16 protein-coding genes are annotated in these 21,091 nt (G+C 67.4%); 10 read left to right on the top strand and 6 right to left on the bottom strand.

The genetic code is table 11. The features are described 5' to 3' along the window. Positions 1–21: 21 nt before the first annotated feature. From N2K99_RS14610 to N2K99_RS14600, 3 genes are all read right to left on the bottom strand, one after another. Positions 22–1,308: an ammonium transporter gene (locus N2K99_RS14610; RefSeq protein ID WP_227919423.1), complete on the bottom strand. Its 1,287-nt coding sequence runs from the start codon at positions 1,306–1,308 to the stop codon at positions 22–24. Positions 1,309–1,570: 262 nt separating this feature from the next. Further along, positions 1,571–2,161 (bottom strand): HdeD family acid-resistance protein, encoded by a 591-nt coding sequence (locus N2K99_RS14605; protein WP_227919422.1) that lies wholly within the window; start codon positions 2,159–2,161, stop codon positions 1,571–1,573. 159 nt (positions 2,162–2,320) lie between these two features. Then, positions 2,321–2,998 carry a phosphoribosyltransferase gene (locus tag N2K99_RS14600; RefSeq protein ID WP_227919421.1) on the bottom strand — a complete coding sequence of 226 codons (678 nt, stop codon included), beginning with the start codon at positions 2,996–2,998 and terminating at the stop codon, positions 2,321–2,323. Between the two features lie 135 nt (positions 2,999–3,133). On the opposite strand from N2K99_RS14600, the gene N2K99_RS14595 reads away from it, so the two are divergent. The 5 genes from N2K99_RS14595 to N2K99_RS14575 all read left to right on the top strand — a co-directional run bounded on the left by N2K99_RS14595 (position 3,134) and on the right by N2K99_RS14575 (position 9,393). Beyond that, on the top strand, positions 3,134–3,886 hold the full coding sequence (locus tag N2K99_RS14595; RefSeq protein ID WP_227919418.1) for an SDR family oxidoreductase: 753 nt from the start codon (positions 3,134–3,136) through the stop codon (positions 3,884–3,886). 118 nt (positions 3,887–4,004) lie between these two features. Next, entirely contained in the window at positions 4,005–4,970 is a 966-nt protein-coding gene (locus N2K99_RS14590) for a RimK family alpha-L-glutamate ligase (RefSeq protein ID WP_227932880.1), read from the top strand. Between the two features lie 81 nt (positions 4,971–5,051). Beyond that, complete coding sequence (locus N2K99_RS14585; RefSeq protein ID WP_227932950.1) at positions 5,052–6,740, top strand: long-chain-fatty-acid--CoA ligase; 1,689 nt, start codon at positions 5,052–5,054, stop codon at positions 6,738–6,740. 217 nt (positions 6,741–6,957) lie between these two features. Next, a complete protein-coding gene (locus N2K99_RS14580; RefSeq protein ID WP_227932881.1) occupies positions 6,958–7,932 on the top strand; it encodes a YsnF/AvaK domain-containing protein in 975 nt (324 codons plus the stop codon). A 633-nt stretch (positions 7,933–8,565) separates the two neighbouring features. Continuing rightward, positions 8,566–9,393 carry a hypothetical protein gene (locus N2K99_RS14575; protein WP_227932882.1) on the top strand — a complete coding sequence of 276 codons (828 nt, stop codon included), beginning with the start codon at positions 8,566–8,568 and terminating at the stop codon, positions 9,391–9,393. A 369-nt stretch (positions 9,394–9,762) separates the two neighbouring features. Here the strand turns inward: N2K99_RS14575 and N2K99_RS14570 are convergent, their stop codons facing one another. Then, the gene (locus N2K99_RS14570; RefSeq protein ID WP_227919408.1) at positions 9,763–10,662 is read right to left on the bottom strand and encodes a LysR substrate-binding domain-containing protein; all 900 of its coding nucleotides are present in this window, start codon (positions 10,660–10,662) and stop codon (positions 9,763–9,765) included. Positions 10,663–10,801: 139 nt separating this feature from the next. Here N2K99_RS14570 and N2K99_RS14565 point away from each other — a divergent pair, with 139 nt between their 5' ends. After that, a complete protein-coding gene (locus N2K99_RS14565) occupies positions 10,802–14,269 on the top strand; it encodes a bifunctional proline dehydrogenase/L-glutamate gamma-semialdehyde dehydrogenase (protein WP_227932883.1) in 3,468 nt (1,155 codons plus the stop codon). Here the strand turns inward: N2K99_RS14565 and N2K99_RS14560 are convergent. Further along, the gene (locus N2K99_RS14560) at positions 14,266–15,897 is read right to left on the bottom strand and encodes an AMP-binding protein (RefSeq protein WP_227932884.1); all 1,632 of its coding nucleotides are present in this window, start codon (positions 15,895–15,897) and stop codon (positions 14,266–14,268) included. The two genes, N2K99_RS14565 and N2K99_RS14560, sit on opposite strands and share 4 nt — an antisense overlap. Before the next feature lie 187 nt (positions 15,898–16,084). Here N2K99_RS14560 and N2K99_RS14555 point away from each other — a divergent pair, with 187 nt between their 5' ends. Continuing rightward, complete coding sequence (locus tag N2K99_RS14555) at positions 16,085–16,849, top strand: SDR family NAD(P)-dependent oxidoreductase (RefSeq protein ID WP_227932885.1); 765 nt, start codon at positions 16,085–16,087, stop codon at positions 16,847–16,849. Positions 16,850–16,873: 24 nt separating this feature from the next. Here N2K99_RS14555 and N2K99_RS14550 read toward each other — a convergent pair whose 3' ends face one another. Beyond that, the gene (locus tag N2K99_RS14550; protein ID WP_227919396.1) at positions 16,874–17,107 is read right to left on the bottom strand and encodes a hypothetical protein; all 234 of its coding nucleotides are present in this window, start codon (positions 17,105–17,107) and stop codon (positions 16,874–16,876) included. 113 nt (positions 17,108–17,220) lie between these two features. Between N2K99_RS14550 and N2K99_RS14545 the strand changes: the two genes are divergently transcribed. From N2K99_RS14545 to N2K99_RS14535, 3 genes are all read left to right on the top strand, one after another. Beyond that, entirely contained in the window at positions 17,221–17,547 is a 327-nt protein-coding gene (locus N2K99_RS14545) for a DUF6221 family protein (protein WP_227919392.1), read from the top strand. Positions 17,548–17,612: 65 nt separating this feature from the next. Then, a complete protein-coding gene (gene malQ, locus N2K99_RS14540; RefSeq protein WP_227932886.1) occupies positions 17,613–19,799 on the top strand; it encodes a 4-alpha-glucanotransferase in 2,187 nt (728 codons plus the stop codon). A gap of 281 nt (positions 19,800–20,080) precedes the next feature. Then, complete coding sequence (locus tag N2K99_RS14535; RefSeq protein ID WP_227919388.1) at positions 20,081–21,091, top strand: ABC transporter substrate-binding protein; 1,011 nt, start codon at positions 20,081–20,083, stop codon at positions 21,089–21,091.

Below are 21,091 nucleotides of genomic sequence, written 5' to 3'. Positions count from 1 at the left end.
TTCCTCCTTTCGGTGCCCGTCCTAGGTTCGGGTCGGTGCGCCGAGCTCCACGGGTTCTTCATCATTCAGGTAGGCGGATTCGGAGTGGGCCATGAGGTCGATTCCCTTGAGTTCGCTCTCTTCGGGGATGCGCAGGCCGATGGTCAGCTGGAGCACCTTGGCAATCACCCACGTCACCACGAAGGAGTAAATGAGCACGGCTCCGCAGGCGAGTGCCTGGCTGCCGAGCAGGGAGAAACCGCCGCCGTAGAAGAGGCCGCTGACACCGTTGGGCGCCGCGTCCGTGGCGAACAAACCGATCAGCAGGGTGCCCAGCAGGCCGCCGACGGCGTGGACTCCCACCACGTCCAGGGAATCGTCGAAGCCGAGGCGGAACTTCATCTCGATGGCCAAGGAGCAGACCAGTCCGGCGATCGCGCCGATGGCGACGGCGCCCAGGGGGCTGACCGCGCCGCAGGCGGGCGTGATGGCCACCAGGGCTGCGATCAGGCCCGACGCCGCACCCAGACTTGAGGAGCGTCCCAGCCGCAGGCGTTCCATCAGCATCCAGCCGAGCATGCCGGCGGCTGCGGCAACTGCGGTATTCAGGAAAACGACGGCGGCGGAGTGGCCGGCGCTGAGGGCGGAACCGGCGTTGAAGCCGTACCAGCCGATCCAGAGCAGGCTTGCCCCCAGCAGGATCAGCGGGCGGCTGTGCGGCTGCCCGTGCGAGTGCGGCCAGCCTTTGCTGCGGCCCAGGACCAGCGCCAGGGCCAGTGCAGCGACACCGGCGTTCAGGTGTACGGCGGTGCCTCCGGCGAAGTCAATGGCGCCGAGCTGGTTGGCGATCCAGCCGCCGACGACGGTGCCCTCCGCGTTGTCAAAAGCGAAGACCCAGTGCGCCACCGGGAAGTAGACCAGCGTGGCCCAGAGCCCGGCGAAGACCATCCAGGCGCCGAACTTCATCCGTCCGGCCGCGGACCCGGCCACCAGGGCGGTGGTTACGCACGCGAACATCAGCTGGAAGGCAGCGAACAGGGCCACCGGGATGGACGCGGCCGGATCTTCAGTAAGGAGTGCGGAGAGGCCGAGGTACTCCAGCGGGTCGCCCAGCAGGCCCATGCCGCCCAGCGAGTCGCCGAACGCTGCGGAATAGCCGTAAAGCACCCAAAGGACGGCCACGAGGCTGGCCCCGCCAAAGCACATCATCATCATGTTCAGGATCCGCCGTGAGCCCACCATGCCGCCGTAGAAGAAGGCGATCCCGGGGATCATCAGGCAGACCAATGCGGAACTGGCCAGCAGCCAGGCTGTGTTTCCAGAGTCCATGGAGGTACTCCCGTTCGGGTTGTGCGCCCGTTCCTGCCTCTGCCGATGCAGCCGGGCGGAGAATGCGGAGAATATGGACGGGCCAGCCCCCCGCGGCTGACCGGCACCCCGGTACCGGCGGCGCTGGTTTAAGCATGGGGGCGGTATGTTACGGCCGGGAGCGCCTGCAGGTTAGCGCTGCGTTAACGCGGTCTGGACGTCTGCTGGGAGGTTTCTGGACGCGCAGGCCCCCGGTTCGGGAGGCTGACTGCCGGAAGGAGGTTCAAGCGTTTCGGGGCATGCCCCGGCCGAAGGCAAAGGCGCGGACAATCTGGATGGCGCCCAGGACCACAAGGAAGATCCCGCCGTAAATCACCAGGACCGCCAGAGTTTCCAGGGGGAGGAAGAGCACCACTATCCCGGCGAGGATGCTCAGGATCCCCAGCACAATGGCGAACCAGCGGGACCCGCCGCGGTCGGACTCGGCCAGGGCCATCACGCCCTCCACGATCCAGGCGATCCCGATCACCAGGCCGAGTGCCGTCAGGGTTTCCGTGGGGTTGCGGATGGCGATCACGCCGACCACCAGCAGGGCCAGGCCCACCAGGATGTTGAGGATCTTCAACCCTCCGCCCAAGCCGGTGAAAACGCCGAGCAGAATGCGGACGGCACCGGCAATCACGAAATACAGGCCAAAGAGGACTGCGAGCACCTCGAGCGTCGCTCCGGGCCAGAAGAGGACAAGCAGTCCCAGGATCACCGAAACCAGCCCGGTGATGCCCAATCCGAGGCGGATTCCGCGCACGACGGACTTGGTCAGGTTCATGGCGTCCAACGCAAACCCTTGATGGAACTCGCTGCCTGATGCGGACATCCTCAAGACCTCCAGAGAGATTCCCCCATCGGCCCGGCTGGCCGTCTCCCCAGTATCCGATGCCAACGCCCCGCTTCTCTAGGGAACAGCCGCGGAACCGGCCGGCCGGACCCGGATCGTCGCTGCGGCCGGCCTGCGCCGGAGGCTCGGGTGCATCCGTCAGGGGCCCAGCAGGTCCCGGACCTCGGCATCGGTGGTCTGGCCGAACCGGCGGTACGCCAGTCCCACGGCGTCCAGTCCGCTGTGCGGCCAGGGCACCACGACGTCGTCCGCCGGCGGGCTGAGCCGGTCCGCCGCACTGCCGCACGCTACCGGCGCAGCGGCGACCAGGCGGGCCGGGTCCAGCTGCCGGACCGCGCCAAGGGCGGCACGCATGGTCGCTCCGGTGGCCAGCCCGTCATCCACCGCAATGACTGTGCAGCCGGCAATGCGCCGTTCCGGTGATCCTGGGCGGAACAGCTCCTCCCGGCTCCGGACCTCGCCGAGCTGCTGCTCGACGGCGGCCGCGAACAGGGCCTCCGCGTCCTGCGTGCGGCTGCGCCAATACCGGAGCACGTCCTCGTTGCGGACAACGCAGACCGTTCCAGCGATGCCGGCCACTGCGCCGGCCGCCAGCTCGGGCTGTTCCGGATAGCCGATCTTCCGCACCACCACCACATCCAGCGGCGCGGACAGCGTCCGGGCCACCTCGGCTGCTACGGGAACCCCGCCGCGGGGGAGGCCCAGGACCAGCAGGCCCGGTGCACCCGCGTAGGGGAACAGTCCGACGGCGAGCGCGCGGCCGGCGTCGGCGCGGTCCTGCCAGCGCGGGGAGGGGGCGGAGTTCGAGAAAAACATGGGATGGGCGGATCCGGTCGGACGGAAAATCGGGTTCGGGTGCTCCTCCCAAGCTAGGGACCGCCGCAGGCACCGGCAAGGGGTCCACCCAACCGCTGCGTTGCCAAACCGGGGCCGGCATAGAAAGGTGGCCTTATGACGCAGACAGCAGTTATTACAGGAGCCACGTCCGGAATCGGTGCGGAGTTCGCCCGCCAGCTGGCACAGCGCGGCTATGACGTGGTGCTCACCGGCCGGAATACCGAGCGGCTGGAATCCACCGCAGCGGAACTGGCCCGGGATTACTCCGTAAAGACCGAGTGGATCGCGGCCGACCTCGCCACCTCCGAAGGAGTGGACGCCGTCGCCGACCGCGTGCAGAAGCCCGACGTCGGACTCCTGGTCAATAACGCCGGATACGGTCTGAAAAACGATTTTGCCCGGAACGAACTGCAGGCCGAGATCGACCACCTGAATGTTCTGGTGGGCGCGCCGCTGCAGCTGAGCCACGCTGCACTGAACGCGATGCAGTCCAACGGCGGCGGCCGGATCATCAACGTGGCCTCCGTGGCCGGCTTCATCCCACGGGGAACCTACAGCGCCGCCAAGGCATGGGTGATCAACTTCAGCCGCTGGGCCAATCTCTACTACCGGGGCCGCGGCATCACCGTGACCGCGGTATGCCCGGGGTTTGTGCACACGGAATTCCATGCGCGCATGGAAATGGACAAGAGCCTGTACCCCAAGTGGATGTGGCTGAGTGCGGACCGCGTGGTGCGTGAAGCCCTGGCCGACGCCTTCGCGGGCAAGGGCGTTTCCATTCCGTCCAAGCGGTACCGGGTGCTGGCTACGGTGGGGAGCCGGGCACCGCAGGCACTGGTGGCCCGGCTGGCGGGCCGGGGGCGGTAGGGGAGCGGCCGACGTCGGACGTCACGGAAGCTGGCGGAGCCGTGGCCGCGGGCCTAGGGTTGCCCTGCACCGCCTGCCCTGCCCGGGGCCGACGACGAAACCGGTGAAAGTGAGTTCCATGAGCACCCCCACGGTCTATGCCCTGCATGAGAATCCCGAATGGTTCCCTCCCTTTGCCCGTGCCTTCGAAGCCGAAGGCGTGCACGTGGAGGAATGGCTGCTGACCGACGGCGTCCTGGACCTGGACTCGGTGCCGCCGGAGGGGATTTTCTGGTCCCGGATCAGCGCCTCCTCGCACACCAGGGACCACGGCCTGTCCAAGGACTACGCCCGGGCGGTGCTGTCCTGGCTGGAAGCGCACGGACGGCGCACGGTCAACGGCCGCCGGGTGCTGGAACTGGAAATGAGCAAGGTGGACCAGCTGACCGCGCTGCGCGCCGCGGGCATCGACACCCCGCGTACCGTGGCCGCCGTCGGGCGGCACCAGATCCTGGCCGCGGCCAAGGAATTCCCCGCACCGTTCATCACCAAGCACAACCAGGGCGGCAAGGGACTCGGGGTGCGGAAGTTCGAATCCCACGGGGAACTGGCGGACTACGTGGCGTCGGAGGACTTCGAGGAGCCTGCGGACGGCATCACCCTGATCCAGGAATACATTGTTGCGGCCGAGCCCTTCATTACCCGGGCGGAGATTGTGGGCGGGGAATTCGTCTACGCCATCAAGGCGGACACGGCCCGCGGCGGATTCCAGCTCTGCCCGGCGGATGCCTGCGCCATCGACCCGTCCACGGGCAAGCCGATCATGCCGCCCGGCGCCACCATTGCACCGGACGCGGACACCCAGCTGTTCAGCCTGCGGGAGGACTTCGACCATCCGGTGATCGGCAAGTACCTCGAGTTCGCCCGCCGGAACCGGTTGGAGGTCTGCGGCATAGAGTTCATCGAGGCCGCCGACGGCCGCCTGCTGACCTATGACGTGAACACGAACACCAACTACAACGCCGCCGTCGAAGCTGTGGCTCCGCGGTCCGCGCCCCGGGCCCTGGCCCGGTATCTGGCGTCCCTGGCGGCGGTTGCGGAATAGGGTGGCGCGGCTCAACTTTTTTATCCACAGGGCTGCGGCCTCGATATAGTCGTGGTATTGCCCAACCTGAAGGAGACCTCCATGTCCGCTGCCCTGGAACCGCATTGGGTCAAGAACTACCAGCCCGGCGTTCCCGCGCAGATTGAGCTGCCCACCGAATCGCTCACCGCCATGATGGAAGACGCCGTGGAGCGGTTCGGCAGCAAGGTGGCCCTGGAATTCTTCGGCGCCGAAACCACGTATCGGGAACTGGGGGACCGGATTCGCCGGGCCGCCGAAGGGCTGCGCAAGCTGGGCGTGCGGAAGGGCCACCGGGTGGCCGTCATCCTGCCCAACTGCCCGCAGTACCTCATCGCGTTCTACGCCGTGCTCCGGCTGGGCGCCGTCGTCGTCGGCCACAACCCGCTGTACACCGAACGCGAGCTGCGCCACCAGTTCGAGAACCACGGCGCCAAGGTGGCCATCGTCTGGGACAAGGCCGTGGAGAAGGTGCAGGACTTCCCCGGCGACGTGGCCGTGGAAACCATCGTGGCCGTGAACATCACCAAGGCGATGCCCCGGATCAAGCGGATGGCCCTGGCTCTTCCGGTTCCCTCCCTGCGGCGCACCCGTGCGGGCCTGACCGCCAAGACCGAGCGCACCATGTCCTGGGAGGAACTGCTCGACAATGCTCCGCTGTCCGCGGACCACCCCCGCCCGGCCGTTTCCGACCTGGCGGCCCTGCAGTACACCTCGGGCACCACAGGCATCCCCAAGGGGGTCATGCTCACGCATTACAACCTGCGGTCCAACGCCCTGCAGGGCAAGGCCTGGATGCACGGTGCGCAGGAGGGCAAGGAAGTCATTTACGGCGTGCTGCCCATGTTCCACGCCTTCGGCCTCACCCTGTACCTGACCTTCTCCGTCCTCACCGGGTCGCGGCTCGTATTGTTCCCCAAGTTCGACGTGGACCTGGTCCTGTCCGCCGCGAAGAAATCCAAGCCCACCGTCTTCTGCGCCGTCCCGCCGATCTACGAAAAGACCGCGCACGAGTCCAAGAAGCGCGGCGTGGACCTGTCCACCATCCGCTACGCCATTTCCGGGGCCATGACCCTGCCGGCAGCCACGGTGAAGCTCTGGGAAGAGGTCTCCGGCGGGCTGCTGGTGGAGGGCTACGGCCTGACCGAATCCTCTCCCGTGGCCCTGGGCAACCCGTTTGCCGAATCGCGCCGCAACGGCACCATCGGTGTTCCGTTCCCCAGCACCGAGATGCGCGTGGTGGACCCGGAAAACCCCGTGAACGACGTCGAACCCGGTGCCGCCGGTGAGCTCCTGATCCGCGGGCCGCAGGTCTTCGCCGGCTACTGGAACAACCCCGAGGACACCGCCGAGGTGCTGCTCGCCGGCGGCTGGCTGCGCACCGGCGACATTGTCACCGTGGACGAGGACGGCTTCGTGAAGGTGGTGGACCGCCGCAAGGAACTGATCATCACCGGCGGCTTCAACGTCTCGCCGTCGGAGGTCGAGGACGTGCTGCGCACCCACCAGCACATCCTCGACGCCGCCGTGGTGGGCCTGCCCCGGGCCGACGGCGGCGAGCAGGTGGTGGCCGCCGTCGTCCTGCAGGAGGGTGCCGAGCTTGATGAAGCAGCTCTGCGTGCCTACTGCCGCGAGCGGCTGACCCCCTACAAGGTGCCGCGGAAGATCGTGGTTATCGAGGAACTGCCCAAGTCCATGCTGGGGAAGGTGCTGCGCCGCCAGGTGCGGGACGCCCTGCTGCAGGACGCGTAGTCCCCTCCTCGCAGCAAGTACCTATTGACGGGTCCGGAGGCGTGGGGCTGGAATTGTAAGTGGGCTTGGTATGTATGCCAGGTTCCTCACCAGTCAACCAGCCGGCCCGGAGCCGCAGGCGGATACCGACCGCCTTGTCCTCTGTCTCCGATCAGGCCAGTGGTGAATTACCGCCGGTCAACCGATTCGGCGGATTCGCTGTCGCGAGGAGAACAAGATGATCACGAATCAGCAGGTCGAAGGACTCATGAGCGGTTCGGGCAATGTAGTCGGCTCGAACGGTGACCGAATCGGTGCCGTTGGTACCTTCTACCTGGACGACCAGACCGACGAACCGGCATGGGTCACCGTGAACACCGGCCTCTTCGGCACGTCGGAAACGTTTATCCCCCTCAGTGAGGCAACCGTCGAGGGTGCCGACGTCCTGGTGCCCTACTCCAAGGAAGAGGTCAAGAACGCGCCGCACATTGAAAGCGACGGTTCGATCAGCCCCGACGAGGAAGTCACGCTCTACCGGTACTACGGCTTCAGCTACGACGACGGTTCTTCGGAATCCGTGTCGGAAACCGACACCATCACCGAGACGCGGGACAGCGGCATGCGGGGCAGTGACATGAGCAGCGGTACCTCCACGGTGTCGGAGAGCCAGACATCCGGGACCTCCAGCAGCAGCTCCAGCAGCAGCGGGACGTCCGGCCTTTCCTCCAGTTCCTCCGGTTCGGGATCCAGCGGGGACGACTCCATGACCCGTTCGGAGGAGCGCCTCAACGTCGGCACCGAGAACCGCGCCGTGGGCAAGGCCCGGCTGCGCAAGTACATCGTGACGGAGACCGTCACCAAGCAGGTGCCGGTCAGCCACGAGGAAGTGCGGATCGAGCGTGAGCCCATCACGGACGCCAACGCGGGGGATGCCCTGTCAGGCGCCGAACTCACGGAAGACGAGCACGAGGTGACGCTCCATGCCGAAGAGGCTGTGGTTTCCAAGCACACCGAGCCGGTGGAACGCGTTCGCCTGGACACCGAGACGGTGACCGACACGGAGAGCGTCTCCGAAGAGGTCCGCAAGGAGCAGATCGACACGGACGTCAATGATTCCTCCTCCCGCGGGAAAAAGTCCGGCGGGTCGGGGTCCTCGGGGTCCGGCTCGGATTCCTCGGGGTCTTCGGGGTCCGGGTCCGGCGGCAGCCGCTAGGTCCTGGCTCTTCAACACGCACGACGGATTAACACGCACGACGGATTAACACGCACGACGGCGGGTCCCGGGTTTCCGGGGTCCGCCGTTTTGTTGTGTGGGGGCGACTGTCGCGGTGCCCCGCTGGGAGGGGCTACTGAGCAGACGAGGGGGTGCGCCGGGGGTCATCCGGGGACCCGGATCTAGTGAGCAGATAACGGGCTATGCGCGGGGATCCTGGATCTACTGCGCAGATAACGGGGGGGTATCCGGCGGCCATAACCCCGTTAACTGCTCAGTTGATGAGTTGCGCGGGCTGGGCATCCCGAGTGCCGGCACAGCATCCCACCGAGTGGTGCTGCTGTTGCCTCGTGGGACACCGTCCGCCCCAACAGCACCACCGGATGGGATCCCCTGTCCGCCGCCGGCGCGCGCGGGACACCGTCCGCCCCGACCCGGGTCCCCACCCTGGCACCCGGCGCAAGTCCGCCGGCCCCGACGGTGAGTGTGCAGTAGATGCGGGATGGCCGTTAAACAGGCAGCATCTACTGCACACTGAATGCGATGCCCGGCTCTGCAGCGGCACCCAAAAGCTCGGCCGGTCCGGTGCAGGTGCTAGGTTGGGGCAACTGTCTACGAAGTCCCGGGGGAACCATGAGAAAAACCGCAGCCATTCCGGTCCTGGCCCTGCTGCTCGTCACCGGCTGCAGCGCAGAAGCGTCGGAGCCCGAAGCTGCCTCGGCCCCTGCAACCGCCGCAGCCTCCGCCCCTGCACCCGCCGCAGCAGCTGCCGGGTCAACCGCCGAAACGGTGGCACTGGACTCGGCAGAGGAAACGTGCCGCAAGCTCCTCGGGACCGACGGTAACGGCCCCCTCTACCGGGCTATCTACTTCGTGAAAGACAACGGTTCAACGTTCGGCTTTGAGGGCTCCGACGGTACGGGTGCAAACGCGCTCAACACGGAAGTCCGCGGTATTGCCGACAGCGCCCCGGAGGGTATGGATGCCCTGCTCAAGGAGCTGTCAGCTCCGATTGAAAGCGCCATGCCGGTGGCCGAGGACTCCGGTTCCGCCTGGCACTTCGATATCTATGCCTGGAGAAACGCTGTTTCGGAGATCCTGGCCCAGTGCGCGCCCTATGAGGCCACAGCCAGCGACGCCGGGGCGGCACCTGCTGCGCCTGCCCCGTCCAAAGCCGACGAGGCCAGCGCCGCGTTCCCGGGCTACCCCCTGATCGTGAATGCCACCTCTGTGGATTACCGGGTGGCCGCCTGGTTCGACAGCAAGCTCGTCGACGGGCAGGTGGTTGCACTGGCGCCGGGACTTTACGCGCCGTACGACCCCAACGTTTCTGACCTGTCGGCCTACTACGTTCCGGGCGGCGTAGCCGGGGACCGGGCCATGAAGGCAACCGTCTTTCCCAACTCCGGGGGCGCCGCCAGCTGGTCCGGGGTGAACCCCGGCCCGGAGGAACCGCAGTAGGGCGGTCAGGCGGTGCGCACCGACGGTCACGGTTACACGCCGGCTTAAACCCTCCGGTTTGGGTCAAATCGACCGGTTTGGGAAAACCCTGCCACTGCGCAGCGGAGGGATTTCCCAAACCGGCAGGAAAATCCTAAGCCGCAGAAGAACCACACCGAGGGATTTCCCAAGCCGATGAAGAACCCGCGCTGGGGGATTTCCCAAAACGTAGGGATTCCCAAAACGGCAGGAGAACCCGCACTGGGGGATTTCCCAACCGGCAGGCCCCCCCAGCTGGCAGGCCCCCCCAGCTGGCAGCCCCCCCCAACCGGCAGGCCCCCCAGCTGGCAGGCCCCCAACCGGCAGGCCCCCCACCGGCAGAGAGCGCACCTAGGACACCAGTCGGGCCGTCCGCTCCAGAACCTCCCGGCACGCGAGAATGGCCGGACGCCTGCTCCCAGCCTCCCGGACCGATGTGAAGATGGTCCGCCGCGGCCGGCCCGGCAGATCCAGGAGCCGGACCGTCGGTGTGCGGCCGGTCCACACGAGCTCCGGCATGAGGCCGACGGCGTTGCCGGACTCGATCAGCCGGATCTGCGCCTGCAGGTCAGCCGTTTCATACCGGACATCCGGCTCGAACCCGGCCTGCCGGCACGCCTGCTCTGCCCAGTGCCGGGAGGCGGCGCCGCGGGGTTCCATGACCCAGGCGCGGGAAGCGGTGTCCGCGATGGAGCGGATGTCCCCGGCATCCAGGGAATCGGCGGGCACTGCCAGCTGGATGGCGTCCGTGGTGAGCTGCACGCGGTCAAGGCCGGGATGCCGGGGTGCGGCATGCCCGGGGTACTGTTCGGCGATCACCAGGTCGAAATCCCGGGCCCAGGTTTCATAGAGCGCGGTTTCGGGTTCGCGCTGGGTCATTTCGATCCGCACCTCGGGATAGTCCCGCCCCAGGATGGTGAGGGCATCCGGCATCAGGGCCAGTGCCGCTGACTGGAAGACGGCCACGCGGACCGTTCCCGCCACGGTGGTCAGGGACTCGGCCAGGTCCGCTTCCGCCCGCTCCATGGCGTCCAGGATCCCGGCGGCGTGGTCCACCAGGATCTCGGCCTGCGGCGTGAGGGTGACCCGGCGTCCGGTCTTGCGCAGCAGGGGCACCCCTACCTCGTTCTCCAGCAGGGCCAACTGCTGCGACACGGAGGACGGACTGAAGTTCAGGGCCGCGGCAACAGAGGCCAGCGTGCCCCGGACCTTGAGTTCGCGCAGCAGCCGCAGCCGGCGGATATCGAGCACGCGGGCACCTTTCAGATTAGTAAGCAGAGCCAAAGTGTATTGGTCGGAAAAGATCGCTTTATCTAATTGAACAACAGGCGGATACTGGGTCAGTACCTTTGGGGGATAACTACCTGTTAGATGAAAAGAGCACCAACTCATGACCGATACCTTTGAGGACCGCGCCAGCGCCGACGCCGCCCCCAGCGCCGGGCTGGCAGAGCAGTCCGTAGCCCTCGTCCGCCGCTGGCTGACCGAGGCCTCGGCCGTCCCCGTGGACGCCTCCGCCGCGCAGCTGGCCGGCGTCCTGAAGGACCCGGACGGCCTGGGCTTCACCGTCGGCTTCGTCGACGGCGTCGTGCGCCCCGAAGACATCCGCGTCGCAGCCCGCAACCTCGCCGCCCTGGCCCCCCGCGTCCCCGGCTTCCTGCCCTGGTACATGCGCGCGGCCGTGCGCGCCGGCGGCATCCTCGGCCCGGTGGTCCCGCAGATTGTCATTCCAGCCGCCCGCAAGGTGCTTCGCGAAATGGTCGGGCACCTGATTGTCGATGCCACGGACGCGAAGCTGGGCAAGGCCATCGCCGGCATCCGCAAGGACAACACCCGGCTGAACATGAACCTCCTCGGCGAGGCCGTCCTCGGCCAGCACGAAGCAGCCCGCCGGCTGGAAGGCACCCACGCCCTCCTGGCCCGCGACGACGTCGACTACGTCTCCATCAAGGTTTCCTCCACCGTGGCGCCGCACTCCGCATGGGCTTTCAACGAGGCCGTGCAGCACGTCATCGAATCCCTGACCCCGCTCTTCCGCCGGGCCGCGCAGTCCCCGGTGAAGAAGTTCATCAACCTGGACATGGAGGAGTACAAGGACCTGGAGATGACCATGGCGGTCTTCACCGGGATCCTCTCGCAGCCCGAGTTCAAGGACCTGGAAGCCGGCATCGTGCTCCAGGCCTACCTCCCGGACGCCCTCTCGGCCATGATGCGCCTGCAGGAATTCGCTGCCGCTCGCCGCGCCGACGGCGGTGCCGCCATCAAGGTCCGCGTGGTTAAGGGCGCCAACCTGCCCATGGAACAGGTGGAAGCTTCCCTGCACGGCTGGCCGCTGGCCACCTGGCACACCAAGGCGGACAGCGACACCAACTACAAGCGCGTCATCAACTACGCCCTGCACCCGGACCGCATCAAGAACGTGCGGATCGGCGTCGCCGGACACAACCTGTTCGACGTCGCGTTCGCCTGGCTGCTGGCCGGGGATCGCGGCGTGCGGGACGGCATCGAATTCGAAATGCTGCTGGGCATGGCCGCCGGCCAGGCCGAGGTGGTGCGCCGCGACGTCGGCAGCCTGCTGCTCTACACCCCGGTAGTGCACCCCGCTGAATTCGACGTCGCCATCGCGTACCTGATCCGCCGGCTGGAGGAAGGCGCCAGCTCGGAGAACTTCATGTCCGCCGTGTTCGAACTGGCCGACAACGAGGCATTGTTCGAACGCGAGAAGCTGCGTTTCCTGGCCTCGCTGGAGAACCTGGACACCGCCGTTCCCGCCCCGCACCGTGTGCAGGACCGCAACCTTCCCGCCGTGGCCGCGGCCACGGACAGCTTCGACAACACCCCGGACAGCGACCCGTCGCTGCCCGCCAACCAGGCCTGGGGCCGGGGCATCCTCGCCCGCGTCCCCGGTTCCGAACTGGGCAAGGCCGCCGTGGCCGCTGCCGCCGTCGGCACCGAGGCGGAGCTCGACGCCGTCATCAACACCGCGGTCACCAAGGGCAAGGCGTGGGGTGCACTCAGCGGTGCCGAACGCGCAGAGGTCCTGCACCGCGCCGGCGAAGTCCTCGAGGCACGCCGCGCCGATCTGATGGAGGTCATGGCCGCCGAAACCGGCAAGACCCTGGACCAGTCGGACCCCGAGGTTTCCGAAGCCATCGACTTCGCGCATTACTACGCCGAGCTCGCCCGCGAACTCGACAACGTGGAGGGCGCCCGCTTCGTCCCGGCGCGCCTGACCGTGGTCACCCCGCCGTGGAACTTCCCGGTAGCCATCCCGGCCGGCTCGACCCTCGCCGCCCTGGCTGCCGGGTCCGCCGTCGTCATCAAGCCCGCCCGCCAGTCCGCGCGAAGCGGTGCGGTCATGGTGGAAGCGCTCTGGGAAGCCGGCGTTCCGCGCGACGTCCTGCAGCTCGTCCAGCTGGGTGAAAACGAACTCGGCCGCCAGCTGATCTCCAACCCGGCCGTGGACCGCGTAATCCTGACCGGCGGTTACGAGACCGCCGAACTGTTCCGCTCCTTCCGCCCCGACCTGCCGCTGCTGGCCGAAACCTCGGGCAAAAACACCGTGATCGTCACCCCCAGCGCGGACTTCGACCTCGCTGCCCGCGACGTCGCCGCGTCCGCCTTCGGGCACGCCGGGCAGAAGTGCTCCGCCGCTTCCCTGGTGATCCTGGTCGGTTCCGTGGCCAAGTCGGCGCGCTTCCGGAACCAGCTCGTGGACGCCGTCCAGTCACTGAAGGTCGGCTACCCCGAAGACCCCACCACGCAGATGGGCCCGGTCATCGAGCCCGCCGCCGGCAAGCTTCTCAAGGGCCTCACCGAGCTTGGCGAGGGCGAAACCTGGCTGCTGCAGCCGGAACAGCTCGATGAAAGCGGCCGGCTGTGGAGCCCGGGCATCCGCACCGGTGTCCGCCGCGGCTCCGAGTACCACCGCACCGAGTACTTCGGCCCGATCCTGGGCGTTATGACCGCCGCGACCCTCGAAGAGGCCATCGACATGGCCAACGACATCGACTACGGCCTCACCGCCGGGCTGCATTCCCTCGAACCGGCGGAAATGGACGTCTGGCTAAACCGCATCCAGGCGGGCAACCTGTACGTGAACCGCGGCATCACCGGCGCCATCGTCCGCCGCCAGCCGTTCGGCGGCTGGAAGAAGTCCGCCGTGGGTGCGGGCACCAAGGCCGGCGGCCCGAACTACCTGATCGGCCTGGGCAACTGGGAAGCCGTAAACGGCACTTCCGACGCGGCCGCCGTCGAGCTGCCCGCCGCGGCGCCGGCTGCACGCCTTGTCGCTGCCGCCGAATCCGCAGGCTCGGCCTTCACCGCCGACGACGCCGCGTTCCTCCGCCGCGCCGCGAACAGCGACGCCCGTGCCTGGAACGGCGAATTCGGGACCGCCAAGGATGTGTCCGCCCTGTCCGCGGAGCGGAATGTCTTCCGCTACGTACCCGTTCCGGTGACCGTCCGCCTCGCCGAAGGCCAGCCGGCAGCCCTGCTGGTCCGGGTCCTGGCCGCTGCGCTGACCGCCGGATCTGCAGTCAGCGTGTCCACCGCCGTCGACCTCCCGGCCGGCCTGCGGGCCGTGCTGACCGAACTCGGACTGCAGTTCCGGGTTCAGGACGACGCCGCGTGGCTGGCTTCCGCTGCTTCGCTGACGTCAGGGCGGATCCGGCTGATCGGCGGCTCCGTGCAGGCGCTGGCCGAAGCCACCGGCGGCACCCCGGACATTGCCGTCTACGCCCAGCCCGTCACCGAATCCGGCCGCCTGGAGCTGCTGCCCTTCCTGCATGAGCAGGCGGTCAGCATCACCGCGCACCGCTTCGGAACGCCGAACTTCCTCTCGGATGCGCTGATCTAGGCGTTCACCGGAGGTTCGGAATCCGACGCCGAGCGGGAAGCACGCAGCAGGAAACGCTGCAGCTTTCCGCTCGGTGTTTTTGGCAGCTCCTCCACAAAGTGCACCGCCCGCGGATACGCATGGGCGGCATACTGGGCTTTGACCAGCTGCTGCAGTTCCGCCGCCAGCTCGGGGGAGCCGGAGCCGGAGCGGAGCACCACGTAGGCCTCCAGCCGTTCTCCGCGCAGCTCGTCCGGAACCCCGATCACGGCACTCTCCGCTACCTCCGGATGCGTGGCCAGCACGGATTCGACCTCGAACGGGCCGATCCGGTAGCCGGCCATGATGATCACATCGTCATCCCGGGCGGAGAAGTAGGTGTACCCGTCGGCATCGCGTGAACCGGTGTCTCCGGTGTAGTACCAGCGGCGGTCGCTGCTGTAACGTTCGGCGGTTTTCTCCGGGTTGTCCGTGTACCCGCTGAACCACATCAACGGGCTGGCCGGAACGTCAATGGCCACCCGTCCCTTCTCGCCGGGTGCGGCCGCGGTGTCTTCCTCCAGCGACAGCACTTCGGTGCGGTAGCCGGGCAGGGCGTGGCCCATCGAACCGGGCCGGATTTCGCGGGACACCGAGTCTTCCCAGCCGTTCACAATGCACATACCCATTTCCGTCTGCCCGTAGTGGTCCCGCACGGCGGTACCCAGGCAGCGCGTGGCCCAGCTGATGGTTTCCGCGTCCAGGGGCTCGCCCGCGCTGGAGGCGCGCTGCAGTGCCAGGGGGCCGACGCCGTCGGGCGCCTCGGCCCGGAGCGAGCGGAAAATGGTGGGCGCCGCGGCGAAGTTCGTGACGCGGAACCGGTCCAGCACCTCCCAGCACAGCTTCGCGCTGAAGCCGCCGCGCAGCAGCAGGTTTCGGCGGCCCGCCGCCAGCGGAGCGAGGATCCCGTAATACAGGCCGTAGGCCCAGCCCGGATCGGCGGCGTTCCAGAACACGTCCTCCTCCTGCACGTCCAGTCCGTAGTGGAAGTAGGCGGAGAACGCTTCGAGCGCCGAAACCGGCACCGTCACGCCCTTCGGTGCGCCGGTGGTGCCCGACGTGAAGATTTCCACGAGCACCTCCTCCGGGTCCAGGACTGCCGCCGGCATTCCCTGCTGTTCGGCCGAGAGCAGCTGTGTCCAGTTCAGGGCATCCGCCGCACCCGCCGCACCGGCGGCTTCGCCCGCGGCGCCGGCGGCCAGGACCGTCAGGCCCAGCTCCGGCACGAGGGGCGCCACCTTGGCCAGCTGGTTTTCGTCGGCCACCACCAGTCGGGCACCGCTGGCGGACAGGCGTACGGAAATGGCCGGCGTGGCAAATGCCGTGAACAGCGGCACGTGGACGGCGCCCAGGCGCCACAGGCCCAGCAGCACCGTCACCAGGTCACCGCTCTTGCCCATCAGGGTTGCCACCCGGTCCCCGCGTCGCACCCCCAGCCGGGCGAAGGCCGCCGCGGCCCGCTCGGAGCCCGCCTGGAGTTCTCCGTAGGTCAGGTCGGTGGACGAAAGGTCCTGCTCAATGACGGTGAAGGCAACAGAGTCAGCGGGGTGCCGGTCGCACAGCAGTGCGGCGGGCGCCACCGGTTCCTGGACAGTGAGGGGGTTGAACATCTTATGCGGCTCCGTTCCATTCCATGTGCCGTGGATCACTCCCGGCCGTAGTCTCCATGCTAGGCCGACGTCGGCTTAGCGGGGGACATTGTGTCCTCACCGGGCAGCGGCCCATGATGGGGACCGAAAGCCATCAGGGCCGGCGGCGACGGGCCGGGACCGGCAGGGCAACCGGGAAGGCGGGACCATGGAGCAGCTGCTCAGCGGGAAGAACGCGGTGATCTACGGCGGCGGCGGAGGCATCGGCGGCGCCGTGGCGCAGGCCTTCGCCCGGGAAGGGGCGCGGGTCTTCCTCGCAGGACGCGCGCCGGAGCCGCTCGAGGCCGTGGCGGATCGGATCCGGCATGCCGGAGGAACGGTGGACACGGCACTGCTGGACGCCACCAACGAGCGGGCGGTTCGCGAACATGCCGACGACGTCGCGGCCGCCGCGGGCAGCATCGATATCTCCATGAACGTGATCCAGCACGGCGACGTGCAGGGAACGCCTATGGCCGAAATGTCCGTCGCCGACTATCTGCGGCCGGTCGCCACCGCCGTCCAGACCTTTTTCCTGACCTCGCAGACGGCCGCGGCGCACATGATGCGCCAGCGCTCGGGGGTGATCCTGGTCTTCGGCGGCTCGGGTGACCCGGTGCCCGGTTTGTACCTGGGTGGGCTGCAGACCGCCTTTGAAGCGATGGAGTCCATGCGCCGCCAGCTTTCCAGCGAGCTGGGGGGCTACGGGATCCGGGTGGTGACCCTGCGCAGCGGCGGCGTCCCGGAAACCCTGCCGGAAAACATGGAAGGCGCCGGCGAGATTGCCGACGCCATGATTCGCTCCACCATGCTGGGCCGCGCCGCCACCCTGGAGGATGTTGGCTATGCGGCGGCCTTCGCTGCTTCGGACCGGGCTGCCAGCATGACCGCCGCAACGCTGAACATCAGCGCCGGCGCCCTGATCGACCGGTGAACGGTTTCCGCAGCGGGGGTGTGGCTACAGCTTCCAGAGGCTGAAATCGTCCATGCTGGCCGCAGTCCGTAGGCCGGTGGACTCATCGCGGATCCAGACGGTGGACAGGCCCGGGGCCGTGTCCTGGACCTCGCCGTGGAAATAGGTGGTTCCGCCGCTGCGTGCTTCAACGATGTCTCCGCGACGGAGGGAACGGATGCTTCGCACGCGCTTGGCACGTGCTGTCGTTGCGGGGGAGTTGGTATTGGCTACCGGCAAAAGGCATCTCCTCAATTAGTTGATACTTACACTAACCAGCGCATGGCCGTTAAATATTCCCGTTCGCGCATGGACCACTGACCGGCGGGCAGTACGCCGGGTAGGATTCGGCCATGGATATCGTGGATTTCCTGGTCACGCGTTTCCAAGAAGACATCTCCGAGGCCCGCAAACTACTGGCATCTTCCGACGTTTCGCTCTCCGACCGCTGGTATGAGGAGAGGCTGCTGAAGGAATGCGAAACCAAGCTCATGCTCATCGAGATCATCGGAGGTGCGCGCCGCCATGCCCTCTCACGCATGATCGTGGACCCCGACGACGATCCCCAGTTCCGTGAGGAGCTGGAGTGGACCCGGCTGGCGCTGTCCGCCCTCGCCGCCGTGCACGAGGACCATCCGGAGTTCCAAGACAACTGGCGCCTGACGCAGGAACGCCCCTAGCGGGACGTTCGCTGCCAGCGATGGAAGAAGGTGCGGCGGCGTCCTGCGGGCCATAGATTGGTTCCATGAGTGAAAAGCCAAAAGCCCCGTCCGCCCGCCCTGATCCGGACGCCGCCGGCCTCCTCCGCCAGCTTGCCGACTTTCACAAGGTAGCCACCACCTTCACCGGCTGGGACGGTTCCGAGCAGCAGGTATCCGACTCCACGCTGCGCAGCGTCCTCTCCGCACTGGGCCTGGCCGTCGAATCGGAACAGGACCTGGAACGGTCCCTCGCAGAGTCAAAGGCAGCCGCCTGGAAGCGCACGCTGCCGCCGACCGCCGTCGTGCGCCAAGGCAAGCCCGGCAGCGTGCCCGTCCACCTGCCGCCGGGCAGCACAGCGAAACTGACCCTGCGGCTGGAAGACGGCTCAGAACAGGAACTCGCCTGGCCGGAACAGCCCGAGGAGGAACGGGAGATCGACGGCTCGGCCGTGGCACGCACCCTGGTTCCCCTGCCCGAGGGGCTGGAGCTGGGCTGGCACCGGCTTGAAGCGGCAAGCGGCGGCATCTCCGCCAGTGCCGTTCTGGTGGTCACCCCCGACCGGCTCGACACCGCGGACAAACTGGAAACGGATCGCGCCTGGGGTGTGCAGGCCCAGCTCTACTCGGTCCGCTCTTCCCGGTCCTGGGGGATCGGAGACCTTACCGACCTGGCGGATCTCGCCGCCGTCGCCGGCACGGATTACGACGCCGGGTTTGTCCTGATCAACCCGCTGCACGCCGCGGAACCCGTTCCGCCGATTGAGCCGTCCCCGTACCTTCCCACCACCCGGCGGTTCTTCAACCCGCTGTACATCCGGGTGGAAGCCGTGCCGGAATACGCGTACCTGACCGACGGCCAGCGGCAGGCCGCTGAAGAGGCGGCCCGATCCCTGTACCCGGCGAACACCTCCGCGGCGGAACTGGACCGCAACGCCAGCTACGCGGCCAAGCTGCGCGTCCTGCAGGACGTGTACCAGGTGGAACGCAGCCCGAGCCGGCAGAAACAGTTCGACGCCTTCAAGGCCGACGCTGGTCAGGGCCTGGAGAACTTCGCCCGCTGGTGCGCCCTGGCCGAGGAACTGGCCCCCGGCGCACCGGAATGGGCCGAAGCCACCGGCCCGGACAGCGACTACGTGATCCGCCAGCTGCCCCGTCTGCAGGAACGCATCGACTTCTACAAGTGGCTGCAGTGGATCTGCGACGAACAGCTGGAGGGTGTGCAGCTGGCAGCGAAGAAGGCAGGCATGGGGATCGGCGTGATCCACGACCTCGCCGTGGGCGTGCACCCCAGCGGTGCCGATGCGTGGATGCTCCGCGACGTGCTGACGTCCGGCATCTCCGTCGGCGCGCCGCCGGACATGTTCAACCAGCGCGGCCAGGACTGGAGCCAGCCGCCGTGGCACCCCGGACGGCTGGCCGACTCCGGCTACGCCGCCTACCGGGACATGATCCGCACCATCCTCCGGCACGCCGGCGGCATCCGGGTGGACCACATCCTGGGCCTGTTCCGGCTCTGGTGGATCCCGCAGGGCGCCGGATCCCCGGGCGAGGGTGCGTATGTCTACTACGACCATGAGGCGATGATCGGCATCCTCGCGCTGGAAGCGCAGCGGGCCGGCGCCGTCGTCATTGGTGAGGACCTGGGCGTCTTTGAGCCGTGGGTCCAGGAGTACCTCGGGGAGCGCGGGGTGCTGGGCACCTCCATCCTGTGGTTCGAGCAGACCGAGGACGGCCCGCGCGATCCGGAGGAATACCGGGTGGGTGCCCTGACCAGCGTGAACACCCACGACCTCCCGCCGACGGCCGGTTATCTGGCCGGTGAACACGTGAACCTGCGCGAGTCCCTTGGCCTGCTCAACCGTCCGGTGGAGGAAGAACGGAAGGCGGACAGCGAGGGGCAGGAAGCCGTCCTGGATGCGCTCCGGCAGCGCGGGCTGCTGCCCGAATCCGCCTCCGGCCAGGTGGCCGGCCAGATGCACGGCGAAGAAGTGCAGCAGACGGTGGAGGCACTGCACGAATTCATCCTGCAGACGCCGTCGGTGCTTCTCGGCGTGGCCCTGGCCGACCTGGTGGGCGAGAAAAAGACCCAGAACCAGCCGGGGACCGCCGATGAGTACCCGAACTGGCGGATTCCCCTCTGCGGTCCCGACGGCGAAGCGGTGCTGCTGGACGACCTGGAACAGAACGAAAGGTTCCGCTCCCTGGCGGCCCTGATGCAAAAGGGGATCTAGGCTCACACCCCGCCGCCCTCGCCGCCCCCGCCGCCGTCGGGCGTTGGGACGGGCGTTGCGGCGGCCACAGTTCGAGCGCCGGTGCGGTGGTCTGCTTTGCGGACCGCCGCACCGGTTTTTTGTGCCCTCCCTGGGTCGCTGCCGGTATCCAGGAACAAATACTGTTGACATTCTCAACGATCCGGGGTGACATGGAGCCAGCCACCGGCACGGGTTCAGGGAATCCCCGTCCGGGTAACGGCCAGGGCACCACTCTTACCACCACAATGAAGAGGTAGGTCATGAGGAACACGATCACCAGGAAACTGTCCACTGCTGCGGCAGGCGGAGTTCTGCTGGCACTGGCACTGACCGGCTGCTCCGGTTCGACTGCCGGATCAGACGCCGAGTCGTCGCCGTCGGGCAGCGAAAGTTCCGGCAGCGGTGAACTTCAGCAGGTGGTGGTGGGGGTGTTGTCCATCGCGCCGTCCTCGGCCATGCAGTACGGCATCGACGAAGGCATTTTCGAGAAGCACGGGCTGGAAATCGAGCTCCAGCGCGGCACCGGCGGGGCAGCCATGCTGCCGGCGGTCTCCACCGGCGACATCCATTTTGCCGTGGGTAACCCGCTGTCGGTCATGGTGGCCAAGGACAAAGGGCTGGATATGAAGATCGTGTCCGGGTATTCCAATTCCCTCGCAGAAGGCAACGACATCAACGGTGTGGTGGCCCGCGCCGACTCCGGGATCACGTCCTTCGCCGATCTGGAAGGCAAAACCACCACCGTCAACGCGGTCAATACCCAGGGCGATCTGACCATCATGGAAAGCGCCGCCCTGGCCGGCGCCGATCCGGAGCAGATCAACTTCAACGAACTGCCGTTCCAGGATATGGAAGCCGCGCTCGAGCGAGGCAATACAGACGCGATCTGGCTGCCGGAGCCTTTCCTGAGCCGCGCCCTGGCCAATCCCGACTACGTCCTGGTGGGTTATCCGAACCAGGAGGCGATCCCCGGGATGCCCACGATGGTCACGTTTACCTCCGGCCGGTATGCGGAGGAAAACGAGGAAACCGTCACGGCCTTCAAGGAGGCCGTCACCGAAACGCTCACCCAGGCGCAGGGCGACGTCGACGGCGTCCGCGCCACCCTTCCGACGTTCATGGGGATGGACGCGGCAATCGCCGAGAACCTCAAGATGGAGGAGTTCGACGGCGAACTCCGAAGCGACGAGCTGGATGACCTGGGCGCACTTATGCTGAAGTACGAGTTTGTGGCAAAGGAACCGGACGTCGATGCGATGACGGTGCAGTAG

It is taken from the genome of Arthrobacter sp. zg-Y1110 (assembly GCF_025244865.1).
GTDB lineage: Bacteria > Actinomycetota > Actinomycetes > Actinomycetales > Micrococcaceae > Arthrobacter_B.
This window is presented reverse-complemented; position numbering and strand designations above follow the sequence as displayed.

Excerpts from the sequence above, each read along its gene's own strand:
- N2K99_RS14575 (WP_227932882.1), top strand. The coding sequence starts at position 8,566 with ATGAGAAAAACCGCAGCCATTCCGGTCCTGGCCCTGCTGCTCGTCACC.
- N2K99_RS14600 (WP_227919421.1), bottom strand. The coding sequence starts at position 2,998 with ATGTTTTTCTCGAACTCCGCCCCCTCCCCGCGCTGGCAGGACCGCGCC.
- N2K99_RS14595 (WP_227919418.1), top strand. The coding sequence starts at position 3,134 with ATGACGCAGACAGCAGTTATTACAGGAGCCACGTCCGGAATCGGTGCG.
- N2K99_RS14555 (WP_227932885.1), top strand. The coding sequence starts at position 16,085 with ATGGAGCAGCTGCTCAGCGGGAAGAACGCGGTGATCTACGGCGGCGGC.
- malQ (WP_227932886.1), top strand. The coding sequence starts at position 17,613 with ATGAGTGAAAAGCCAAAAGCCCCGTCCGCCCGCCCTGATCCGGACGCC.
- N2K99_RS14565 (WP_227932883.1), top strand. The coding sequence starts at position 10,802 with ATGACCGATACCTTTGAGGACCGCGCCAGCGCCGACGCCGCCCCCAGC.
- N2K99_RS14560 (WP_227932884.1), bottom strand. The coding sequence starts at position 15,897 with ATGTTCAACCCCCTCACTGTCCAGGAACCGGTGGCGCCCGCCGCACTG.
- N2K99_RS14605 (WP_227919422.1), bottom strand. The coding sequence starts at position 2,161 with ATGTCCGCATCAGGCAGCGAGTTCCATCAAGGGTTTGCGTTGGACGCC.
- N2K99_RS14585 (WP_227932950.1), top strand. The coding sequence starts at position 5,052 with ATGTCCGCTGCCCTGGAACCGCATTGGGTCAAGAACTACCAGCCCGGC.
- N2K99_RS14545 (WP_227919392.1), top strand. The coding sequence starts at position 17,221 with ATGGATATCGTGGATTTCCTGGTCACGCGTTTCCAAGAAGACATCTCC.
- N2K99_RS14610 (WP_227919423.1), bottom strand. The coding sequence starts at position 1,308 with ATGGACTCTGGAAACACAGCCTGGCTGCTGGCCAGTTCCGCATTGGTC.
- N2K99_RS14535 (WP_227919388.1), top strand. The coding sequence starts at position 20,081 with ATGAGGAACACGATCACCAGGAAACTGTCCACTGCTGCGGCAGGCGGA.
- N2K99_RS14590 (WP_227932880.1), top strand. The coding sequence starts at position 4,005 with ATGAGCACCCCCACGGTCTATGCCCTGCATGAGAATCCCGAATGGTTC.
- N2K99_RS14580 (WP_227932881.1), top strand. The coding sequence starts at position 6,958 with ATGATCACGAATCAGCAGGTCGAAGGACTCATGAGCGGTTCGGGCAAT.